This is a genomic window from Pseudomonas sp. TE36184, assembly GCF_054060055.1.
The window spans coordinates 3,719,990-3,734,731 of record NZ_JBSSCU010000001.1 but is presented as its reverse complement, the minus strand read 5'-3'; the positions used below and the strand labels follow the sequence as shown (position 1 = coordinate 3,734,731).

Annotated in this window: 16 protein-coding genes, 1 tRNA gene and 2 pseudogenes; 5 read left to right on the top strand and 14 right to left on the bottom strand. The window is 56.3% G+C overall.

The features are described 5' to 3' along the window. The first annotated feature begins 321 nt into the window (after positions 1-321). Positions 322-1,263 (top strand): DHH family phosphoesterase, encoded by a 942-nt coding sequence (locus tag ACVWZP_RS16850; protein ID WP_457369949.1) that lies wholly within the window; start codon positions 322-324, stop codon positions 1,261-1,263. A 150-nt stretch (positions 1,264-1,413) separates the two neighbouring features. Here ACVWZP_RS16850 and ACVWZP_RS16845 read toward each other — a convergent pair whose 3' ends face one another. From ACVWZP_RS16845 to ACVWZP_RS16835, 3 genes are all read right to left on the bottom strand, one after another. Beyond that, positions 1,414-1,902 (bottom strand): hypothetical protein, encoded by a 489-nt coding sequence (locus ACVWZP_RS16845; RefSeq protein ID WP_017844471.1) that lies wholly within the window; start codon positions 1,900-1,902, stop codon positions 1,414-1,416. A gap of 15 nt (positions 1,903-1,917) precedes the next feature. Next, positions 1,918-2,334 (bottom strand): hypothetical protein, encoded by a 417-nt coding sequence (locus ACVWZP_RS16840; RefSeq protein ID WP_017844470.1) that lies wholly within the window; start codon positions 2,332-2,334, stop codon positions 1,918-1,920. 506 nt (positions 2,335-2,840) lie between these two features. Next, positions 2,841-3,155, bottom strand: a complete 315-nt coding sequence (locus tag ACVWZP_RS16835; protein ID WP_057005659.1) for a hypothetical protein — start codon at positions 3,153-3,155, stop codon at positions 2,841-2,843. Between the two features lie 159 nt (positions 3,156-3,314). On the opposite strand from ACVWZP_RS16835, the pseudogene ACVWZP_RS16830 reads away from it, so the two are divergent. Next, positions 3,315-3,433: pseudogene (locus ACVWZP_RS16830) on the top strand (magnesium chelatase subunit ChlI family protein); the annotation flags it as partial. 9 nt (positions 3,434-3,442) lie between these two features. Here the strand turns inward: ACVWZP_RS16830 and ACVWZP_RS16825 are convergent. From ACVWZP_RS16825 to ACVWZP_RS16805, 5 genes are all read right to left on the bottom strand, one after another. Beyond that, positions 3,443-4,657, bottom strand: coding sequence for an aldose 1-epimerase family protein (locus ACVWZP_RS16825; RefSeq protein WP_057005660.1), 1,215 nt, complete (start codon positions 4,655-4,657; stop codon positions 3,443-3,445). 495 nt (positions 4,658-5,152) lie between these two features. Next, complete coding sequence (locus tag ACVWZP_RS16820) at positions 5,153-5,500, bottom strand: hypothetical protein (RefSeq protein ID WP_017844468.1); 348 nt, start codon at positions 5,498-5,500, stop codon at positions 5,153-5,155. 132 nt (positions 5,501-5,632) lie between these two features. Then, positions 5,633-6,241, bottom strand: coding sequence for an outer membrane beta-barrel protein (locus ACVWZP_RS16815; protein ID WP_457369948.1), 609 nt, complete (start codon positions 6,239-6,241; stop codon positions 5,633-5,635). A gap of 324 nt (positions 6,242-6,565) precedes the next feature. After that, complete coding sequence (locus ACVWZP_RS16810; RefSeq protein WP_457369947.1) at positions 6,566-7,186, bottom strand: tyrosine-type recombinase/integrase; 621 nt, start codon at positions 7,184-7,186, stop codon at positions 6,566-6,568. 186 nt (positions 7,187-7,372) lie between these two features. Continuing rightward, entirely contained in the window at positions 7,373-8,272 is a 900-nt protein-coding gene (locus ACVWZP_RS16805) for a LysR family transcriptional regulator (RefSeq protein WP_079442794.1), read from the bottom strand. A gap of 92 nt (positions 8,273-8,364) precedes the next feature. Here ACVWZP_RS16805 and ACVWZP_RS16800 point away from each other — a divergent pair, with 92 nt between their 5' ends. Beyond that, the gene (locus tag ACVWZP_RS16800; protein ID WP_315968194.1) at positions 8,365-9,375 is read left to right on the top strand and encodes an aldo/keto reductase; all 1,011 of its coding nucleotides are present in this window, start codon (positions 8,365-8,367) and stop codon (positions 9,373-9,375) included. Positions 9,376-9,536: 161 nt separating this feature from the next. On the opposite strand, the gene ACVWZP_RS16795 is transcribed toward ACVWZP_RS16800, so the two are convergent. Together ACVWZP_RS16795 and ACVWZP_RS16790 are read right to left on the bottom strand one after the other, a co-directional pair. After that, positions 9,537-10,004 (bottom strand): DUF1203 domain-containing protein, encoded by a 468-nt coding sequence (locus ACVWZP_RS16795; protein ID WP_057005668.1) that lies wholly within the window; start codon positions 10,002-10,004, stop codon positions 9,537-9,539. 252 nt (positions 10,005-10,256) lie between these two features. Then, entirely contained in the window at positions 10,257-10,886 is a 630-nt protein-coding gene (locus ACVWZP_RS16790) for a LysE family translocator (protein ID WP_079442797.1), read from the bottom strand. Between the two features lie 674 nt (positions 10,887-11,560). Between ACVWZP_RS16790 and ACVWZP_RS16785 the strand changes: the two genes are divergently transcribed. Then, a complete protein-coding gene (locus ACVWZP_RS16785) occupies positions 11,561-11,785 on the top strand; it encodes a DUF2188 domain-containing protein (protein WP_017136943.1) in 225 nt (74 codons plus the stop codon). A gap of 60 nt (positions 11,786-11,845) precedes the next feature. Then, positions 11,846-12,187: a hypothetical protein gene (locus ACVWZP_RS16780; RefSeq protein ID WP_003364707.1), complete on the top strand. Its 342-nt coding sequence runs from the start codon at positions 11,846-11,848 to the stop codon at positions 12,185-12,187. A gap of 67 nt (positions 12,188-12,254) precedes the next feature. Here the strand turns inward: ACVWZP_RS16780 and ACVWZP_RS16775 are convergent, their stop codons facing one another. The 4 genes and pseudogenes from ACVWZP_RS16775 to ACVWZP_RS16760 form a co-directional block, all read right to left on the bottom strand. After that, positions 12,255-13,298, bottom strand: a complete 1,044-nt coding sequence (locus tag ACVWZP_RS16775; protein ID WP_457369946.1) for a DUF4062 domain-containing protein — start codon at positions 13,296-13,298, stop codon at positions 12,255-12,257. A 364-nt stretch (positions 13,299-13,662) separates the two neighbouring features. After that, positions 13,663-13,990, bottom strand: a pseudogene (locus tag ACVWZP_RS16770) (Arm DNA-binding domain-containing protein); the annotation flags it as partial. 169 nt (positions 13,991-14,159) lie between these two features. Next, a tRNA-Met gene (locus tag ACVWZP_RS16765) sits at positions 14,160-14,236 on the bottom strand. A 172-nt stretch (positions 14,237-14,408) separates the two neighbouring features. Beyond that, the gene (locus ACVWZP_RS16760) at positions 14,409-14,648 is read right to left on the bottom strand and encodes a hypothetical protein (RefSeq protein WP_046384782.1); all 240 of its coding nucleotides are present in this window, start codon (positions 14,646-14,648) and stop codon (positions 14,409-14,411) included. Positions 14,649-14,742: the final 94 nt, after the last annotated feature.

Here is a 14,742-nt window from a genome sequence, read left to right as displayed (position 1 = left end):
AACCCATGCGAGTTTGGTCGCCGGAAAATAGGACGAAACCGAGTGTTTCAGTGCGCTAATACGCTGTTTTAAATATGGAAAATTGATTTTAATGTCGATGTTTTGTCAGCGCATGGATAAGTCTGAGAGTGGTGGGGGTGGGTGCAAAATCCCATCCAGTGTATTGACGAAGATTCTGTCGCAAACAGCCGCGGCCACGCTGCGCATTTCCATCGACGAAGAACCGTGTCAATTGGCGTATGAGCGGTTTCTGGAGGGGATCGCCCAAGCGCTGAAGCGGCCTTCGACTGTCTCGGCAGCTCACGCTGTGGCCCACGTGTCATGAAGGTGGTGACCTCAGGCTCGGCCTACCTGGACATCGACGCGTATGCTTGTTGCATTGCGTACGCCGAGCTGTTGAATCTCCAGGGCGTTGATGCTCGGGCCGTCAGTAGCGCCCCGCTCAATGCCAGCATCTCCAAGACCGTGCTCGGATGGCAATCCTCTCTGGACGATTATCTGCCGAGGGCGGGTGATGAGTTCGTGTTGGTGGATGTCTCCGACTACCAACATTTCGACCCGGCGGTGGTGCTTGAACAGGTGGTGGAGGTCATTGACCATCACCCAGGCTTTGAAAACTATTGGGCGCAGAAGCTCGGATCTGCGGCGGACATCCTGCCGATCGGCGCAGCGGCGACTCTGATTTTTCAGCGTTGGGAGTCGGCAGAGCTGTTGCCGCTGATCAGCAAAAAAAGTGCGGTGTTGCTGGCCACGGCGATTCTGGACAACACCCTGAATTTCACCGGGCAGTTGACCACCCAATCGGATATTCGGGCTTATGAAACCCTCGCACAGCGGGCGAAACTGGAAGCGGACTGGCCCGAGCGGTATTTCGCCGAGTGCCAAGCCACTATCGAGTCGGACCTGATTGGCGCATTGGCGGTGGATATGAAGCGGCTGAAAGCCGATAGCAACCTGCCGCAGGTTTTTGCGCAGATGGCGGTGTGGGATGCCAGTGCGCTGATCCGAACGCATCGTTCAACGATCGGTCACTGGTTGACGGCGCAGGGGGGCGACTGGCTGTTGAACGTCATCAGCATCCGCGAGTGCAGAAGCTACTTTCTGGCTGAGCCCTTGGTCAGTCAACAAAAGTTGAGCCAATTGCTGTCGATCGAATGGCATGCCGGAATGGCTGTGCTTGAGCGCGCGCTGCTACGTAAGGAACTGTTGAAGCTGGGCTTGGAGCGCATCTCGGTTATGAGTAAACCCCCTCTGGTTTTGTAGCCACGTCGAAGGGTTGTTTCTGGCTGTTTTCTGCCTGTCGTAACTGCTTGAATCCACCGCCAAAAGACGTCATTCAAAGGTGTCTGGGAACTAGGCGCTATTAGGGGGAGGGGACGGAAGGAGCCACGCTCCTTCCGCGGGTTCAGCTAATCAGTTCGTACCAATGTAGGGGTCCCATTGGATGAAACGTGTCGATGGCCGAAGCCCTCCAGAGGTCACCTTGACCTGGATCTGGTAGGTGGTCTGAGACGATGCGTTGCGAGCCAGGCCCACCCAATAGTTACCCGCGGCACCGACTTGCATCGGGTAGCCATCGCTGCCGAACACACTGCCCTGGGAAATTTGGAAGCCAGTGATGGACACCGTGTCGCCAGCGTTCGGATCGATCGGAACCACCTCGAAGCCGAGGTAGTCCCCGATGTTGCAGTGGGTGCGCAGTTCCAGCGTTCCTTCGCCGCTGCTGTCATTGCTCAGACGATTGTCGAACATGTACACACCGGTGGAAATGTTCCCGCCACCAGTGCCGAGTACATATGCGGTATCGATGGCAATGGTGATTGCGGTTTGCGGATTGGCGATGCCGGCAAGCACCTGCGAATCAGCCGTCCACACCTGGGCAGTACTTTTTTGGCCACTCATTGTCGTGCTCCTTCCTTAGGCAGAGACAGTCACGCTGGGGTTGAGCTTCACGGTGATACCGGAGCCGCCCGCCACCTGTACGTTGAGGGATACCGGGTAGGACGCAGTACCTGCGTTCTGCACGGTGCCGGTGTACGCGCTCGCGTTATCCGAAGCGGTTTGCGGCTGGCCACTGAAGCCCCAGGCGCTCGAGTTACCGAAGGCGGCAATGGAGACCTGCGAGGTCGACTTGGGATTGATCAGGAACACTTGCCAGCAGACATTGCTGCCTTTGGACGCAGCAGTATTCAGGTTGGCGGTGCCTTCGTGGGTGGTGCCAGCAGAGATACGGTTATCGACCAGATAGACCCCAGCGGTGGAGCCATTGGTCACTGCATTGTCGTCGACCCAGATTTGCACCTGGACGTCACAACTGGTGGTAGGAATTGCCATGAGAGAACTCCTTGTAAGGTTTCGACGCAAGCGTCGGGCGTGCCCTATGTCGACCCCACACGCTTACCTGCAGGCGTGGTGCCGAACCACCTTGAGCCTTGTGGTCGCGAGGACCTTGGCAAAGCATCTCGGTCAGGCGAGTGGGAGGATAGACAAAGCAAATAAAGGCAACTTGCCATTACGCTATTAGCAGTAGAGCCATTCGAAATAACTGCCGCGACAGCAGCCTCAAATCGCCTTGGGACGGCTTGGCGAAACCGCGGAATACAAGGTTCTCGAGATTGCAGGCATGGCAACCTCAATGCCGAAACGGCTGGCGATGATCTTGCGCCCGCTCCTCGGCGGGTCAGTGCATGGCTGTCTAGGTTCTGGGTCAGTCACTGGCGATTGATGGCTAACTTCTGTCGGTCGCGACAGGTAGAAATCGGCCCCTAGCGGCCTATCAGCAGCTAGCAGGTGAAATTCGCTGATAGGAAGCTAGAGAACATCCGTCATCAAGCATATTTTCAATATGCCTCGCCTTCATCGCCTTCAACGCTGGCTGCGAGTGCTTTCGCAATTTCCTTGGCCTTTATGATTGCCGCATCACTGTAGACGAAGGAAATCATCCCCCTGCGATAGTCAAAGAGATACTGTTGCTGTGTTAGTGGAGACGTCCAAGTTGCTGAATTTTTCCCGCTGGAAACAATGGTTTCACCGGTGACGGGATTTCTGCGAGCCAACTCGTTTTCTAGCTTCAGTGATGGATCACTTGCGCAAAGTAATTGCCATTCTTCAAGAGCTATTTCCATCGATCTGACAATATGGATTTCGTAGGCCATAGGTGTGCCGTCTCCTGACTGTTGGCTGTATGTGAGACACCTGAATGTCAGTGACGGCTGAGGCTAGCGACTGACGGCAGAGGTGTCCAGTGACTCCTTCTGGCCGACTTCTGCCGTTCGTGACGGGCAGAAATCGGCCAACCGCAGACAGTGACCGAATCGTTGCGAGCAGCCCATCGCCGCTCAAGGTCGCGCGCTTGCTGGTGGACCTTGAACAAGCCGACGGGCTCAGACGCGAACACATGGCCGAGGGGCTGCAATATCGGCCGACAATGCTCCAGCCCGTGTCACCCCTTGGTAAGATCAACCAACGGCGTCTGCCGCACCTCAGTCTCCCGCCCATCCTGAATCTCGCTAACCTGCTTCAAGGCTCTATCCACCGCCGCCTTATCCGCCAACAAGCTATAGCTGATGCGGAACTGCTTGTGTTCCTTGGGCCCAATTGTCGGTACCAGATTCAGTGGCCGCTGATAACGGCGGTTGTAGGAAAAACTTGTCCCCGGCTCCAGCCCCGTGACATAGCCCTGGCCTTGGGTGTCGGTGTTTTTCCACAGGGAAAACACGGGCAGTGTCTGAGTATTGAAGCCGACCGAAACGCCCAGGCTGCCGGCCTTGTTATGCAACACGGTCAACGTATCGCCCTTGGCATCGGCATACGGCACCACGTTGTACACCGTTTCGTCGTAGTCTCTGGTCGGTGCGCGGTAGGTTTGCCAGTCGGGGAGATCGTCCTTGGCCTTGTCGTTGAACGGCGACACCTGTTTCACCGGCGCGGCGAAACGAGCGCCCTGCTCCAGGAACGGGGTGCTGAAGTTGCTGTGATACAGCGCCTGGTATTCCTTCGGATAGTCGCCGTTGTTGGTCAGGGTGTCGTTGAGGGCGAACACGACGCTGCCGGGTTCGGTGACCAGTTCGGTCGCGACCGAGAAGTCGACCTTCTTGAACGCCTGCTCTTTCAGCTCGCCGCGCAGGGTGATGGCGTACGGTGGTTTTTCATCGATATGCAGCGTGACTTTATTCGCAGGAATGTTGGCGGCCCGACCGTGCAGGGTCAGCAGTTCGCCGTTGTCGACGCCGGGGTGGCCGACCCATTCGTATCCGCAGCGGGTGACCAGCTCATTGAAACCTTCCAACCAGCCCAGACCACCGCGGCCATTGAGTTCGATGAAAGACGGATTGACCACTTCCTTGACCGGCGAATCCCAGCCCATGCGTACATTGCCAACCGAGGCCTGCAAGACGTTCATTCCGCGAGTCGGCACTACCGAGAGTTTCATCGTGCCGTTATCGATGTCGACGATGCTGACGCCCTCCTGCCGACCGCCGTGCAAGGTGCGCAAGGTAACGCTGAAGGGTTTGTCGGTTTTTATTCCGAGTTGCTGACTGGTGATCTGCCAGCTCTGGGCGGCTTTGTCAGTGTCGAGCAGAACGTAATCCCATGCCATGGCGTGGGAGGCAGCGGACAGTGCGCTGATGGCAACAAAAAGTTTGAGCGGGGTCATGGCGGCAGCCTTTCTTGGAGTTGTGCCATTTTTATAAACGTGATGAAACGTTTCAGCAAGCTAAAAGATCGACACGGTAATGTCGCTGATAGCCCATTTCTGCCTTCTGTGACCGGCTAAAATCGACCCTAAGCTGCTCTTCGCGAAAGGCAGCGATCGGCCCAGAGTGTGTAAAAACGCTTCGTCAAAATTGAAGTGTGCGCGTCTACGTTAAATCTGAAATTTATCGGCACGTCAGCAGATGTGGATTTCGCGTAGACGCGCGACTTTCAGTCCGGTTTTGAGTACCTGCCGCGCTCAAAAACGTTTTTACACAGCCTCGGCCAGAAGCAGACGCTGAAAGGCGCTGCGTTCGACCAGTACTGCCTTTACTTCGAGCTGCGAATTGGGCTTCGCTTTGCGAGCACGGGCGTAGCGCGGTGAAACTAGAACCCACGGCCCGCCCGTAATAAAGCGCCCGTAAGTGGCTCAGCGCGCCCAACTTCGTAAGTCGATTCAGCTTCCCCCTTTACCCATGCCGCCACCCATACCACCGCCTGCGCCGCCGCCCATGCCGCCGCCCATGCCGCGCGCGGGTGGATCTTCCGGCAACGTCACACCCCGTTCTTTGGCTCGCTCACGCATCTGTTCATGGTGCTGGACGCGAATCTGCTCGCGCTCTTGTTGAGTGGTGGCTTGGCGCATGCGGTTGCGGTATTCCAGGCGTTCTTGCTGGGTCATGATCTGCGAGCCGAAGACCTGCTCGCTGTTACCGGCCGCGCCCTGGACGTCGGAGGACTGCGCCAACGCTGCACCGGATAGTAGGGCCATTGAAAGGCCGATGGCGAATTTGATGCTTTTCATGGGTATCTCCTCGTCTGAATATTACCGGCGACGCATCAACGCTCGTGCTCTTCGTCGTCGGGGTGGTGCGATGATTCCTCATCGCTGGGCTGGTCGCCCATGTACTTCGGTCCCTTACCGCGTCTAGCGAACTCAGGTTGTGCTTGCGATCGGCATTGTCGATGCGACCGCCGGCGAGGGTGCGAGCGTTGTAGTAGTCGTAGCTGTCGTAGGACGCAGGCGGCCGATCTCGCTGGCACCCCCCAGGTATGCTTCATCGTGCTCGTAGCGGGTGGGCTCGCGTTGCAACTCCGGCCAGGCAGCGCCGGGGACATAGCGATCCTCATGATCGCGGGTGTGGCGTAAGCCCCCGAATACTTGCGTTTGCTCGGTCAACTCGCGGGTACCGTCGAGGCCCAACCAGAAGTCCTCCACGTCTTCGGAATCGGCGTCCTGATAGCGGTCGAGGTCGGCGCCGAGATCCACGCTCAGTTCGTGCCGTTCCCAGTCCGATTGCAGTAGCAGCGACGGTGACAGGGTGAAGATGGTGTCTTCGGTTTCATCGGTACGCTGGGCGTAGATGTTGTCGTCGCGGGTCGCTGAAAGCACGACCTGAGGAAGTGCGACGAAAGTGCCGATAGGCAGGTCAGGAAATTCGCGCGTGTCGGCCTTCTTCAGCGTGGCGCTGATAGGCGCCGCGCTGGCTGGCGTGATCGAACCTAAGCCGAGCACAGCCATCGCAAGTACAAGTTCACGGTCCATCGAGCACGCTCCCAATCCATACGACAAATAGATGGTTTCGCACGATGAGCAACCATCGCCGACGCTCCACAGGAGCTGGTACATCGCTTAACGTCGATTACCGTTATCTGCAACGTACTCGTAATTGCTGCAATAAGATTGATGTAAATCATGCGCGACACACTGCCTGGGTTAGCTGTTGGTCAGCGCAGCGACTAATAGCGTCCGCCTAGTGGTGGCAGTGCGGTTGGATTTGGCTCCTCTCCGAGACGGAAACCGTTGCGTCCGCCGCGTCCGCACATGGCCGGTTAGCGACGGCTTGGCTTCGACCGTCGCTATGCATGGTCAAACCTCGGTCTGTTCCGCCATCTCCAGAGCGTCATCAACCTCAATCCCTAGATATCGAGCGGTGCTCTCCTGCTTCGTATGGCCGAGCAACAGTTGAACCGCCCGCAGGTTCTTCGTCCTGCGATAGATCAGTGATGCCTTCGTACGTCTCATTGTGTGAGTGCCATACATGGCTGGATCAAGGCCTACGGCTTTTACCCAGCCTTTGACGATACGAGCGTATTGACGAGTGGATAGATAGTCTGAGGCATGCAACCGGCTCGGAAAAAGGCAGTCCTCGTTGCGGAGCTGGGCTTGATGTATCCAGGCCGCGAGAGCAGACCGTGTTTGCTCAGTGATCTCAAACTGCACTGGCCGTTGCGTTTTCTGCTGCATCACCATGGCTCGTGATGACACGTGCTCGCCATGTGTAACGTCGCGCACACGGAGCTTGGTTAAGTCGCAGGCTCGAAGCTTGCTGTCGATAGCCAGATCGACGAGAGCCAGATCCCGGGTTCTTTCTGCAATTTGAAGTCTTACTCGGATGGCCCAGATATCTCTGAGTCGGAGCGGGGTTTTCTGTCCTACCAATTTTCCTTTGTTCCAGGGTTTACGGCTGCAGGTAGCGATGGTGTTCATGGCAAGTCCTCCGCGTGTGGGAGGATAAGGATGGCTAGCCAGAGCAGTGGTCGCTAACGACCCAGAACTGCCGCTGGCGACAGATAGAAATCGGCCAGAAGCTGCCTCTCTATAGCAAATGATCAGAACACCCTGTTCACAACCCCATGCTTCCAGACGGCGCCCACATGAACTGCCTTCGGTTTTTCATGGGTGCTGCGTTTCACGCACAAATTCGATCAGCGCCTGTAGCGCTGGCGGTACGTGACGCCGGCTGGAGTAATAGATAAAAAACCTGCTTGGCAGGGCTTTCCAATCTTCAAGAATTTCCTCCAGTTGCCCCTGAGCCATGTAGTCCCTGGCCATCTCCTCATACACATACGCGATCCCGGCACCGTCCTTCGCGGCTTGGATCATCAAGGTGTCATCTTCCAGTATCAACGGTCCTGCCACGGCCAGGCGCATGGGCTGGCCCTCGGCACGATATTCCCACTTGTACAGTTTGCCGCTTGGGAAGCGTCTGCCAATGCAGGCGTGTTCAAGCAGCCTTTGTGGCGTGTCCGGTGTCCCGTGCCTCCTGAGGTAACCGGGGGCAGCAACGGTGACAAATCCCTGCGGTGAGCCCACCGGGACGGCGATCATGTCACCGGCAAGGCTTTCGCCGAAGCGCACGCCTGCATCGAAGCCTTTGTCGATGATGTCGCTCAATCCATCGTCAGCCACCAGCTCCACGTTGACACGTGGGTAGGCGGCAGTGAATGGCGCCAACAGTGGCGCAATGACGAGGTGGGCTGCGGGTCGCGATACGTTCAATCGCAGCGTACCGGTGGGAACTTCTTGTTTGAAGGTCAGTTCATGCAGCCCTTTGGCGATCTCCGCCAACGCTGGAACCAGCGTAGCGAGCAGTTGATTGCCTGCTTCGGTGGGCGTCACGCTGCGAGTGGTACGGTTGAGCAGCCTGACTCCCAGCCTGCCTTCCAAGGCACGCATGGCGTGGCTCAGGGCCGATGCAGACACCCCTCGCTCGTCGGCCGCTTTGCGAAAGCTGTGATGGCGAGCCACTGCGGCGAAGGCGTCGAGTTCGGAAAGATCGCATGGGGTTTTCATGAATAGGGTTCAGTAGTTCAAACACGATTGGCTATCTTATCGTCGGTAACCTCCCCATGGATACTTTGCGCATCAATCGATGTGAGGTGTTTATGCAAAAGAATCGACTGGGTACGTCCGAGTTGTTGATTTCGCCAATTGGCATGGGCACTTGGGCCATTGCGGGGCAAGGGTGGGAGTTCAGCTGGGGGGCACAAGATGACCGAGATAGCCTGGCGGCATTGGAGTACGCGGTCGAGCGCGGCGTCAACTGGATCGACACAGCGGGGGTCTATGGACTCGGCCATGCCGAACGGTTGACGGGGCAATTGCTGCGTCAGGTGCCGGCTTCGCGTCGTCCATTGGTATTCACCAAAGGCAGTCTGGTGTGGGATCCCGAGACCCGTGAGATTTCTCATTCGCTCGCCCCCCAGTCACTGATGAAAGAGATCGAGGACAGCCTGCGTCGCTTGCAGGTCGATGTCATCGACCTCTATCAGATTCACTGGCCAGCGTTCCCGGCAGATGGGACCAGCGAAGGCATCGAGGAGGCTTTGGCGACTCTGGCCCAAGCCAAGGCGCAGGGCAAGATAAGGGCAATTGGCGTGTCAAACTTCGATGTTCCCCAGCTTGAGCGAGCCCGCTCGGTCACCGATATCGCCTCCCTTCAACCGCCGTATTCAGCTTTGATGCGTGATATCGAGGACCATATTCTGCCTTATTGCGCAACGGCGCAGGTCGGCGTGATTGCCTACTCGACTTTACAATCTGGCCTACTAACGGGAAGCATGACCCGCGAGCGGATTGCACAGCTGCCCGACGACGACTGGCGAAAATCGCGCAGCGCCGATTTCCAGGAACCTCGCCTCAGCAAGAATCTCGCTTTGGTAGAAGTGATGGCAAACATTGGTGCCAGGCATGGGGTCAGTGCGGCGGCCATCGCCATCGCTTGGGTGCTGCGTGATTCGGCAGTCTCCGGCGCGATAGTAGGCGCACGCCGGCCTGAACAGGTGAATGGATTGATCGATGCCATCAGCGTTCGTCTTGGCCAGGCTGAAATAGAAGAAATAAGCCACTATTTACCTGAAGGTATGGGTACGAACGTACCCAGCAGTGTGGCCTGAGCAAGCTGATGTCTGCCGGTTGATGCTCAGCGGCGTGTGATCTCTGGAGTCAGCGAGTGACTCCTGGAGATCATTCGGGTGATAGCCCGCTATCGACCAATACCGGCCAGTCGGTTACCGGCAGAGTCGACAGAAGGACGAGCCACCAAGACCTGTGTTGACTACGCCCGATCTATTCGCCCGGAGTAGCAACCCTGCTTGGCATTGTGAACGTGAATGTAACTAACCTCTGGATTGGCAAACATCCGAGTGACTACAGGTTCTATTGCTATTCCATCCGCTACGTCGGCGTCGAGCATCATCCCATCATCAGTGAACGCGCGAAGTGATAGCAGGCGGATTCGCATAGACTCAGGTACCTGATCGACTGCGTCATAAGCTTGCGTCGCCCATTCCCGTATGAAGATCGCGTGTGAGGCGCGGTATGGCGTTTTGGCTGGCTGACAGACATGGTTGAGTAAAAGCACGCTCTGACCTAGCTCCGCATCTTTCATTTCGATACGGTCAGGAAACCCTGGGTTGCTGTCGACGATATAACGCTTCATCCCAAGAGATGCCAGCTCTTGGTCGGGCAATCCAAACAGTGACTGGAATGGCTCGGGGGAAAGGCCAGTTATACGGAACGCCATGGTCGAACTCCTATTGGTTTGGAGTCCTATCAGACTGGAAGTCGTACAGTACTTACTATCCGATTCTTGCTGCTTTATTCAAGCTGCCGCGACCGGCTGCTTCGGGCCGATTTCTGATTTTTGGCAGCGCTAGCGACCGGTCAAAACCTGTCATCGAGCGCGCACCAGAACCTCACAAAACCTGACATCTGATCGATGTGCGCGGGCCTGGCGCGATGTTGAAACATGTGACGTCGGACGGGCTTGGGGTCTTTAAACCGGTCGGTTTAGAAAGACCAAGCGTGCTGCCAGAGCCGCCATTACCGCAGCGAAGCCATAAGCGCCTAGGCGTTTGGAGACCAAGCCTTTGCGCAGGCGCGCATGAAGCCGTCCGGCGCAAAATCCGAGCAGGGAATGAAACACCAAAGCGATCAGCGCAAGCAGCACACCTAAGAACATCAATTGCAACGTGACGCTGCTGCTGCCTACGGTGACGAATTGCGGTAGGAATACCATGAAGAACAACAGCGCTTTTGGGTTTAACAGGCTATTGAGCGTGGCTCGGGTAAAGATTTTCCGCAATGAAGCCTGTGTAGGTTGAGTGTCAGTATCCGAAGGAGGAGCCTTCAATGCTTGCCAAGCCAGCCACATCAGATAACAAGCGCCTGCCCACCGCAGCAAGTCGAACGCCGGTGCCCAACTCATCACCAGCGCCCCTAGACCCGCGCTAACCAGGACGGTCATCAGCAAATCGGCCAGGGTTATTCCGAGTGCTGCCGCGAGGCCAGCTCGCCAGCCGTGGGCAACTGCGTGGCTGGTGACGATTGCCATGTTAGGGCCCGGCACAATAAGCAGCAGCAAGGCGGCAACAATGAACAGGTAGAGATTAGTAGCGTCTGGCATCGCGTAATACCTCCTTGGATGAGGAACCATGCTAACCGGCAATGTTCAGGTAGAAGCAGATACAGCGGGGGGGTATTTGGGCGCTACAGTCTGGTGCAGAATGAGTCGGCCCTGAATTCGCAGGCACTCGATGTTCGCTCCTGGCCGGACGTAGCCGCTTATGACTGAACGCTTTCGGCCGATTCTGTTGAAAAAGTCGGCAGTGGTTTCCACCGCAGAAAAGTACGTGCTTGAGATTGAAATCTTTACTTTAAGCAGAGGGTTCCGGGCTCAGATTTCGCGTAGCTGCGCGAAAGAAAAGCATTTTCAGCACTCAGTACGTGCGTGGCCTGGAAGGACCGACTTTTTCAACGCAATCGGCCCAAAGCAGACTGTCCTCCAGCGGGGGGTAGTCCAAAAGCCTGTCGACCACCTTGGCGTAGATTTCTGCATTTCATAAGCCCAAAGGCTAGCGAGCCTGATCATCTTTTTTCATGGATATAGTAGAGGAGCAGCCGCGTCGCGAACCGGCGAGGCACTTCTGCTTCTGCACGTAAGCTTGAGCAAGATAGGCCGATTTGCTGAGGCAAAGCACAACATACATGTACTATCAGTCGATCTAGCACTACATGTTGTATTTGTCCGTTTTGATGCTACCTTCTACTAGGCAGGCAACTCACTAGTAGAGGTGTTCCATGGCAGGCAAAAATCAGCACGTCGTGAAACGTGATGAAGGCTGGGCGGTTCGGGGTGAGGGCAATACTAAAGACACCTCCCACCATCGGACTCAAAAGGAAGCTGCTGACGCGGCTCGTCAGATAGCTCAAAACCAAAAAAGCGAGGTGCTCATCCACGGCCGGGACAACCTGATCCGTGAACGTGACTCCTATGGCAACGACCCCCATCCTCCCAAGGGCTGATTACGCCCTCACAGCGCCTCCGGAAGGAGGCGCATCCTGGGCTTCAATAAGGTATTTGGTATGAAGATCGTAACGGTGGTTCACGTGCACCTGAATCGAATCGGCTCTACCCGTGGCGGGTTTGGAAGTCATAAGCGACTGACCACCTATGCAGAAGCATCGGATGCAGAAATCGAAACCCTTCGAGATCTAGTGATTTCGATTGCCGAACAAAATGGTGAGGCACCTGGGTCTCTGAACGACCTTCGCCATGAACGGCAAAGCGGCCACCCTCCCCAGGTTAAGGTCTTCAACATTCATGCGCCCAGCACTTCATTCAGCGAGCCCTATGCATATTGCGAAGCCTTTCCAGCGCTCAAGGCTGACAACCGGATCTTCAAGCTAGAAGAACTGCCAAGCTGAGACACGAAGGGGTCGAAGGGTTCATTGTTGCTTATCCTCCTTCCGCCTGCTGGCCACGCTCAATTCTTTAGGAAAGCTTGCGCCCGATTCGGAACAAAGCGTCTTCCAGCCACTGGTTGAAAACGCCCTGTGACGCTGGAATCAGCAGTTTTCTTTCCTCAATGTTTTTCTCACTGCGGTGCGGCACGGACATCGACGATGCAGGGGTGGTTGGCGGCTCTGCGTAGACTTGGTGAGAAATTCCGTAGATCCCCAGCTGGAACCAGCCTCCCTTACCTCGGCTAATCAAACTAAAAGCTTCTTCCGCAAAGCGTTTTAGCCGGCTGGGCGAGATGTAATAGGAGGCAAAATATTCGCCGCCCTTTCCTGGGGCTGCCAGAGGAATAGAGAGCCAGCTCATCCCATTATCGTGATGCCGCCAAGAGGCCTCCTCCGCATCTAGGCCGGTGATGTCTCCCTCGTTAAATGACTTGTAACCACCCTTGATAGAAACCAAGCCCGCCTGAGAAAGCTTGAGGAAGAATTCATCATGCTGGGTGTGCATGGAACGCAACGTACCCGAGAGAATGGGCTGCGGCAGAAACACGAGCTCTAGGCGATCTTCACGAGGTCGGCTATTCCAATTTCGGCTGTTGCTACGATTCTGCAGGTGCTGAACGAACTCCTGTTCGGAAATGGCGCTGCGACTGGCTGCAAGTTGACTTAGCCCCTGGATGATTTTGTCTGAGAGATCGCGATCACCTGTGAAGGTGGAACGGAAAAGGCCGTCGACGTAATCGGAAACCTCCCAGTGAAAGCGCTTTTGATCATCCTCGACCGGAACCTCTTCCAGAAAAGCCAGGATGGGTTTATTGGCAGCTTTGGCGCGATGGAACTCCTGCTGAGTCACGGATTCACCTGTGTGGGTTTTGAAGCCGAAGTCCGCGCCAAGAATCAGCACCACTATGTCGGCCTGGTCAACCTCAGTCATGCATGCGACTTCAGAGGAATAGGGTCTTGCACCAAAATCCTCACACATCACTGGGGTGTGCCCCAACAGAGAAACTGCTTTTTTGGCGGCCGCACGATAGTGCTCAAAATTACGTACTACAGAGCTGATAAACACGTTCATAGCAGTCCCCATCACTAATAGGCCACATCCGTTTCGCCTCATCATACCGGCCGCTTTACTCGAAGTGACAGTTGCCGAAAAAAAAGCTAGCCGCTGAATAGCCCCCCGATTTCGTAGATACTGACTGCTGCCTATTTCTGCCGCCTGGTCAGCGCCAGCGACCTGTCAAAGCCTGTCATCGAGCGCACACCAGAACCTGACATCGGATCGAGTGCGGGCCTAGCGCGATGTTGAGAAATGTTGAGGTCAGATCAGCCTGGAACTGGTGGCAACGCTCAAGGCCTGTTAGCAATTATCTAGGTTGGCGGGCGTATGGCGAATCCGTGAGGAGAGCCCAGTGATAGAGCGTGACCATGCTAGGTGGCCAGGGGCGCTTGCCGAACACCCGGAAGACGTGACGTTCCAGGGCACCAATGATTCGCTTTGTGGTGCCCGCGTCCCAGTCGATGCGCAATTCGACAGCTGTCTACCTGGCAACCGATCCGCTCACCTCGGGGTAACCGCCAAGCCCAAGCCATGACCATTTGTCGTCGGGCTTCTCGTAGCGAAGCTGCCAGGGCTTTTGGCCATCAGGCTTCACGCGGAAATAAAGGCCGCTCCCGTCCAGCTCGCGATACTCGTTGGCATCAGGCTCTAGGCCGGCCAATGCGGTGTCGGAAAGGGGGGCGGCGTTCTATCTCGGAGCGCTTCATTTGGGCTCGTATCCCCTCGGTTCAATTATTTGTCGAGGAAGCACAGAGGATACACGGAGGACGGTATAGGGGGGATACAAGGAGAGACAGCCAGAAACAAGAAAGCCCGCACGAGGCGGGCTTCTTGAGGTGATTCATAGACTGCTGTAGACGTCTATGGATCGGTACTTGGTGGCTACACAGGGACTTGAACCCCGGACCCCAGCATTATGAATGCTATGCTCTAACCAACTGAGCTATGTAGCCAAGTGGCGCGCATTATTCGCGGAGAACGACAAAGCGTCAAGCGTTTTTATTGAATTTTTATCTACGCTTTCAATTGTTTAACGAAAAGCCCTGGCTGGGCCGACGGGTGGCAGGGGGATTTGCAGGTCTTTATGACACGCCCCGGTCTCCCACATTTGATCGGCGTTGGCTGTCAGGACGTGCGGGGCATGCAGTCAATGGAGCGGTCGACCACGGTCTTGGCCATTTCCAGCAGGTGCCACACGGCGTGGATCTTGGCGCGGTCGTGGGGGGGCAGGTGGTCGCCGCAGTCCAGCACGGTGGCCGAGGCGCTGTGGATCAGGTGGGCGATGTAGAGCTGGGCGTCTTCGAAGCTGAGGTGTTCGTTGACGGCGAGGCAGTCGCTAGGCGGATCGGGGAGTGCTTTGGTCATGGTGTAACTCCTGATTAAGTCAGAAGCCGGCCCCGTCGCGACTAAACGAATGGGTGGCGGCTGTACGCAGGTTAGTCGACCGGCTAATCAGGAA

Bases quoted from the DNA above. Each gene is read 5' to 3' on its own strand.
- ACVWZP_RS16800 (WP_315968194.1), top strand. From the start codon at position 8,365: ATGCAAAAGAATCGACTGGGTACGTCCGAGTTGTTGATTTCGCCAATT.
- ACVWZP_RS16845 (WP_017844471.1), bottom strand. From the start codon at position 1,902: ATGAGTGGCCAAAAAAGTACTGCCCAGGTGTGGACGGCTGATTCGCAG.
- ACVWZP_RS16760 (WP_046384782.1), bottom strand. From the start codon at position 14,648: ATGACCAAAGCACTCCCCGATCCGCCTAGCGACTGCCTCGCCGTCAAC.
- ACVWZP_RS16790 (WP_079442797.1), bottom strand. From the start codon at position 10,886: ATGCCAGACGCTACTAATCTCTACCTGTTCATTGTTGCCGCCTTGCTG.
- ACVWZP_RS16820 (WP_017844468.1), bottom strand. From the start codon at position 5,500: ATGAAAAGCATCAAATTCGCCATCGGCCTTTCAATGGCCCTACTATCC.
- ACVWZP_RS16850 (WP_457369949.1), top strand. From the start codon at position 322: ATGAAGGTGGTGACCTCAGGCTCGGCCTACCTGGACATCGACGCGTAT.
- ACVWZP_RS16775 (WP_457369946.1), bottom strand. From the start codon at position 13,298: ATGAACGTGTTTATCAGCTCTGTAGTACGTAATTTTGAGCACTATCGT.
- ACVWZP_RS16780 (WP_003364707.1), top strand. From the start codon at position 11,846: ATGAAGATCGTAACGGTGGTTCACGTGCACCTGAATCGAATCGGCTCT.
- ACVWZP_RS16805 (WP_079442794.1), bottom strand. From the start codon at position 8,272: ATGAAAACCCCATGCGATCTTTCCGAACTCGACGCCTTCGCCGCAGTG.
- ACVWZP_RS16785 (WP_017136943.1), top strand. From the start codon at position 11,561: ATGGCAGGCAAAAATCAGCACGTCGTGAAACGTGATGAAGGCTGGGCG.
- ACVWZP_RS16825 (WP_057005660.1), bottom strand. From the start codon at position 4,657: ATGACCCCGCTCAAACTTTTTGTTGCCATCAGCGCACTGTCCGCTGCC.
- ACVWZP_RS16835 (WP_057005659.1), bottom strand. From the start codon at position 3,155: ATGGCCTACGAAATCCATATTGTCAGATCGATGGAAATAGCTCTTGAA.
- ACVWZP_RS16815 (WP_457369948.1), bottom strand. From the start codon at position 6,241: ATGGACCGTGAACTTGTACTTGCGATGGCTGTGCTCGGCTTAGGTTCG.
- ACVWZP_RS16795 (WP_057005668.1), bottom strand. From the start codon at position 10,004: ATGGCGTTCCGTATAACTGGCCTTTCCCCCGAGCCATTCCAGTCACTG.
- ACVWZP_RS16810 (WP_457369947.1), bottom strand. From the start codon at position 7,186: ATGAACACCATCGCTACCTGCAGCCGTAAACCCTGGAACAAAGGAAAA.
- ACVWZP_RS16840 (WP_017844470.1), bottom strand. From the start codon at position 2,334: ATGGCAATTCCTACCACCAGTTGTGACGTCCAGGTGCAAATCTGGGTC.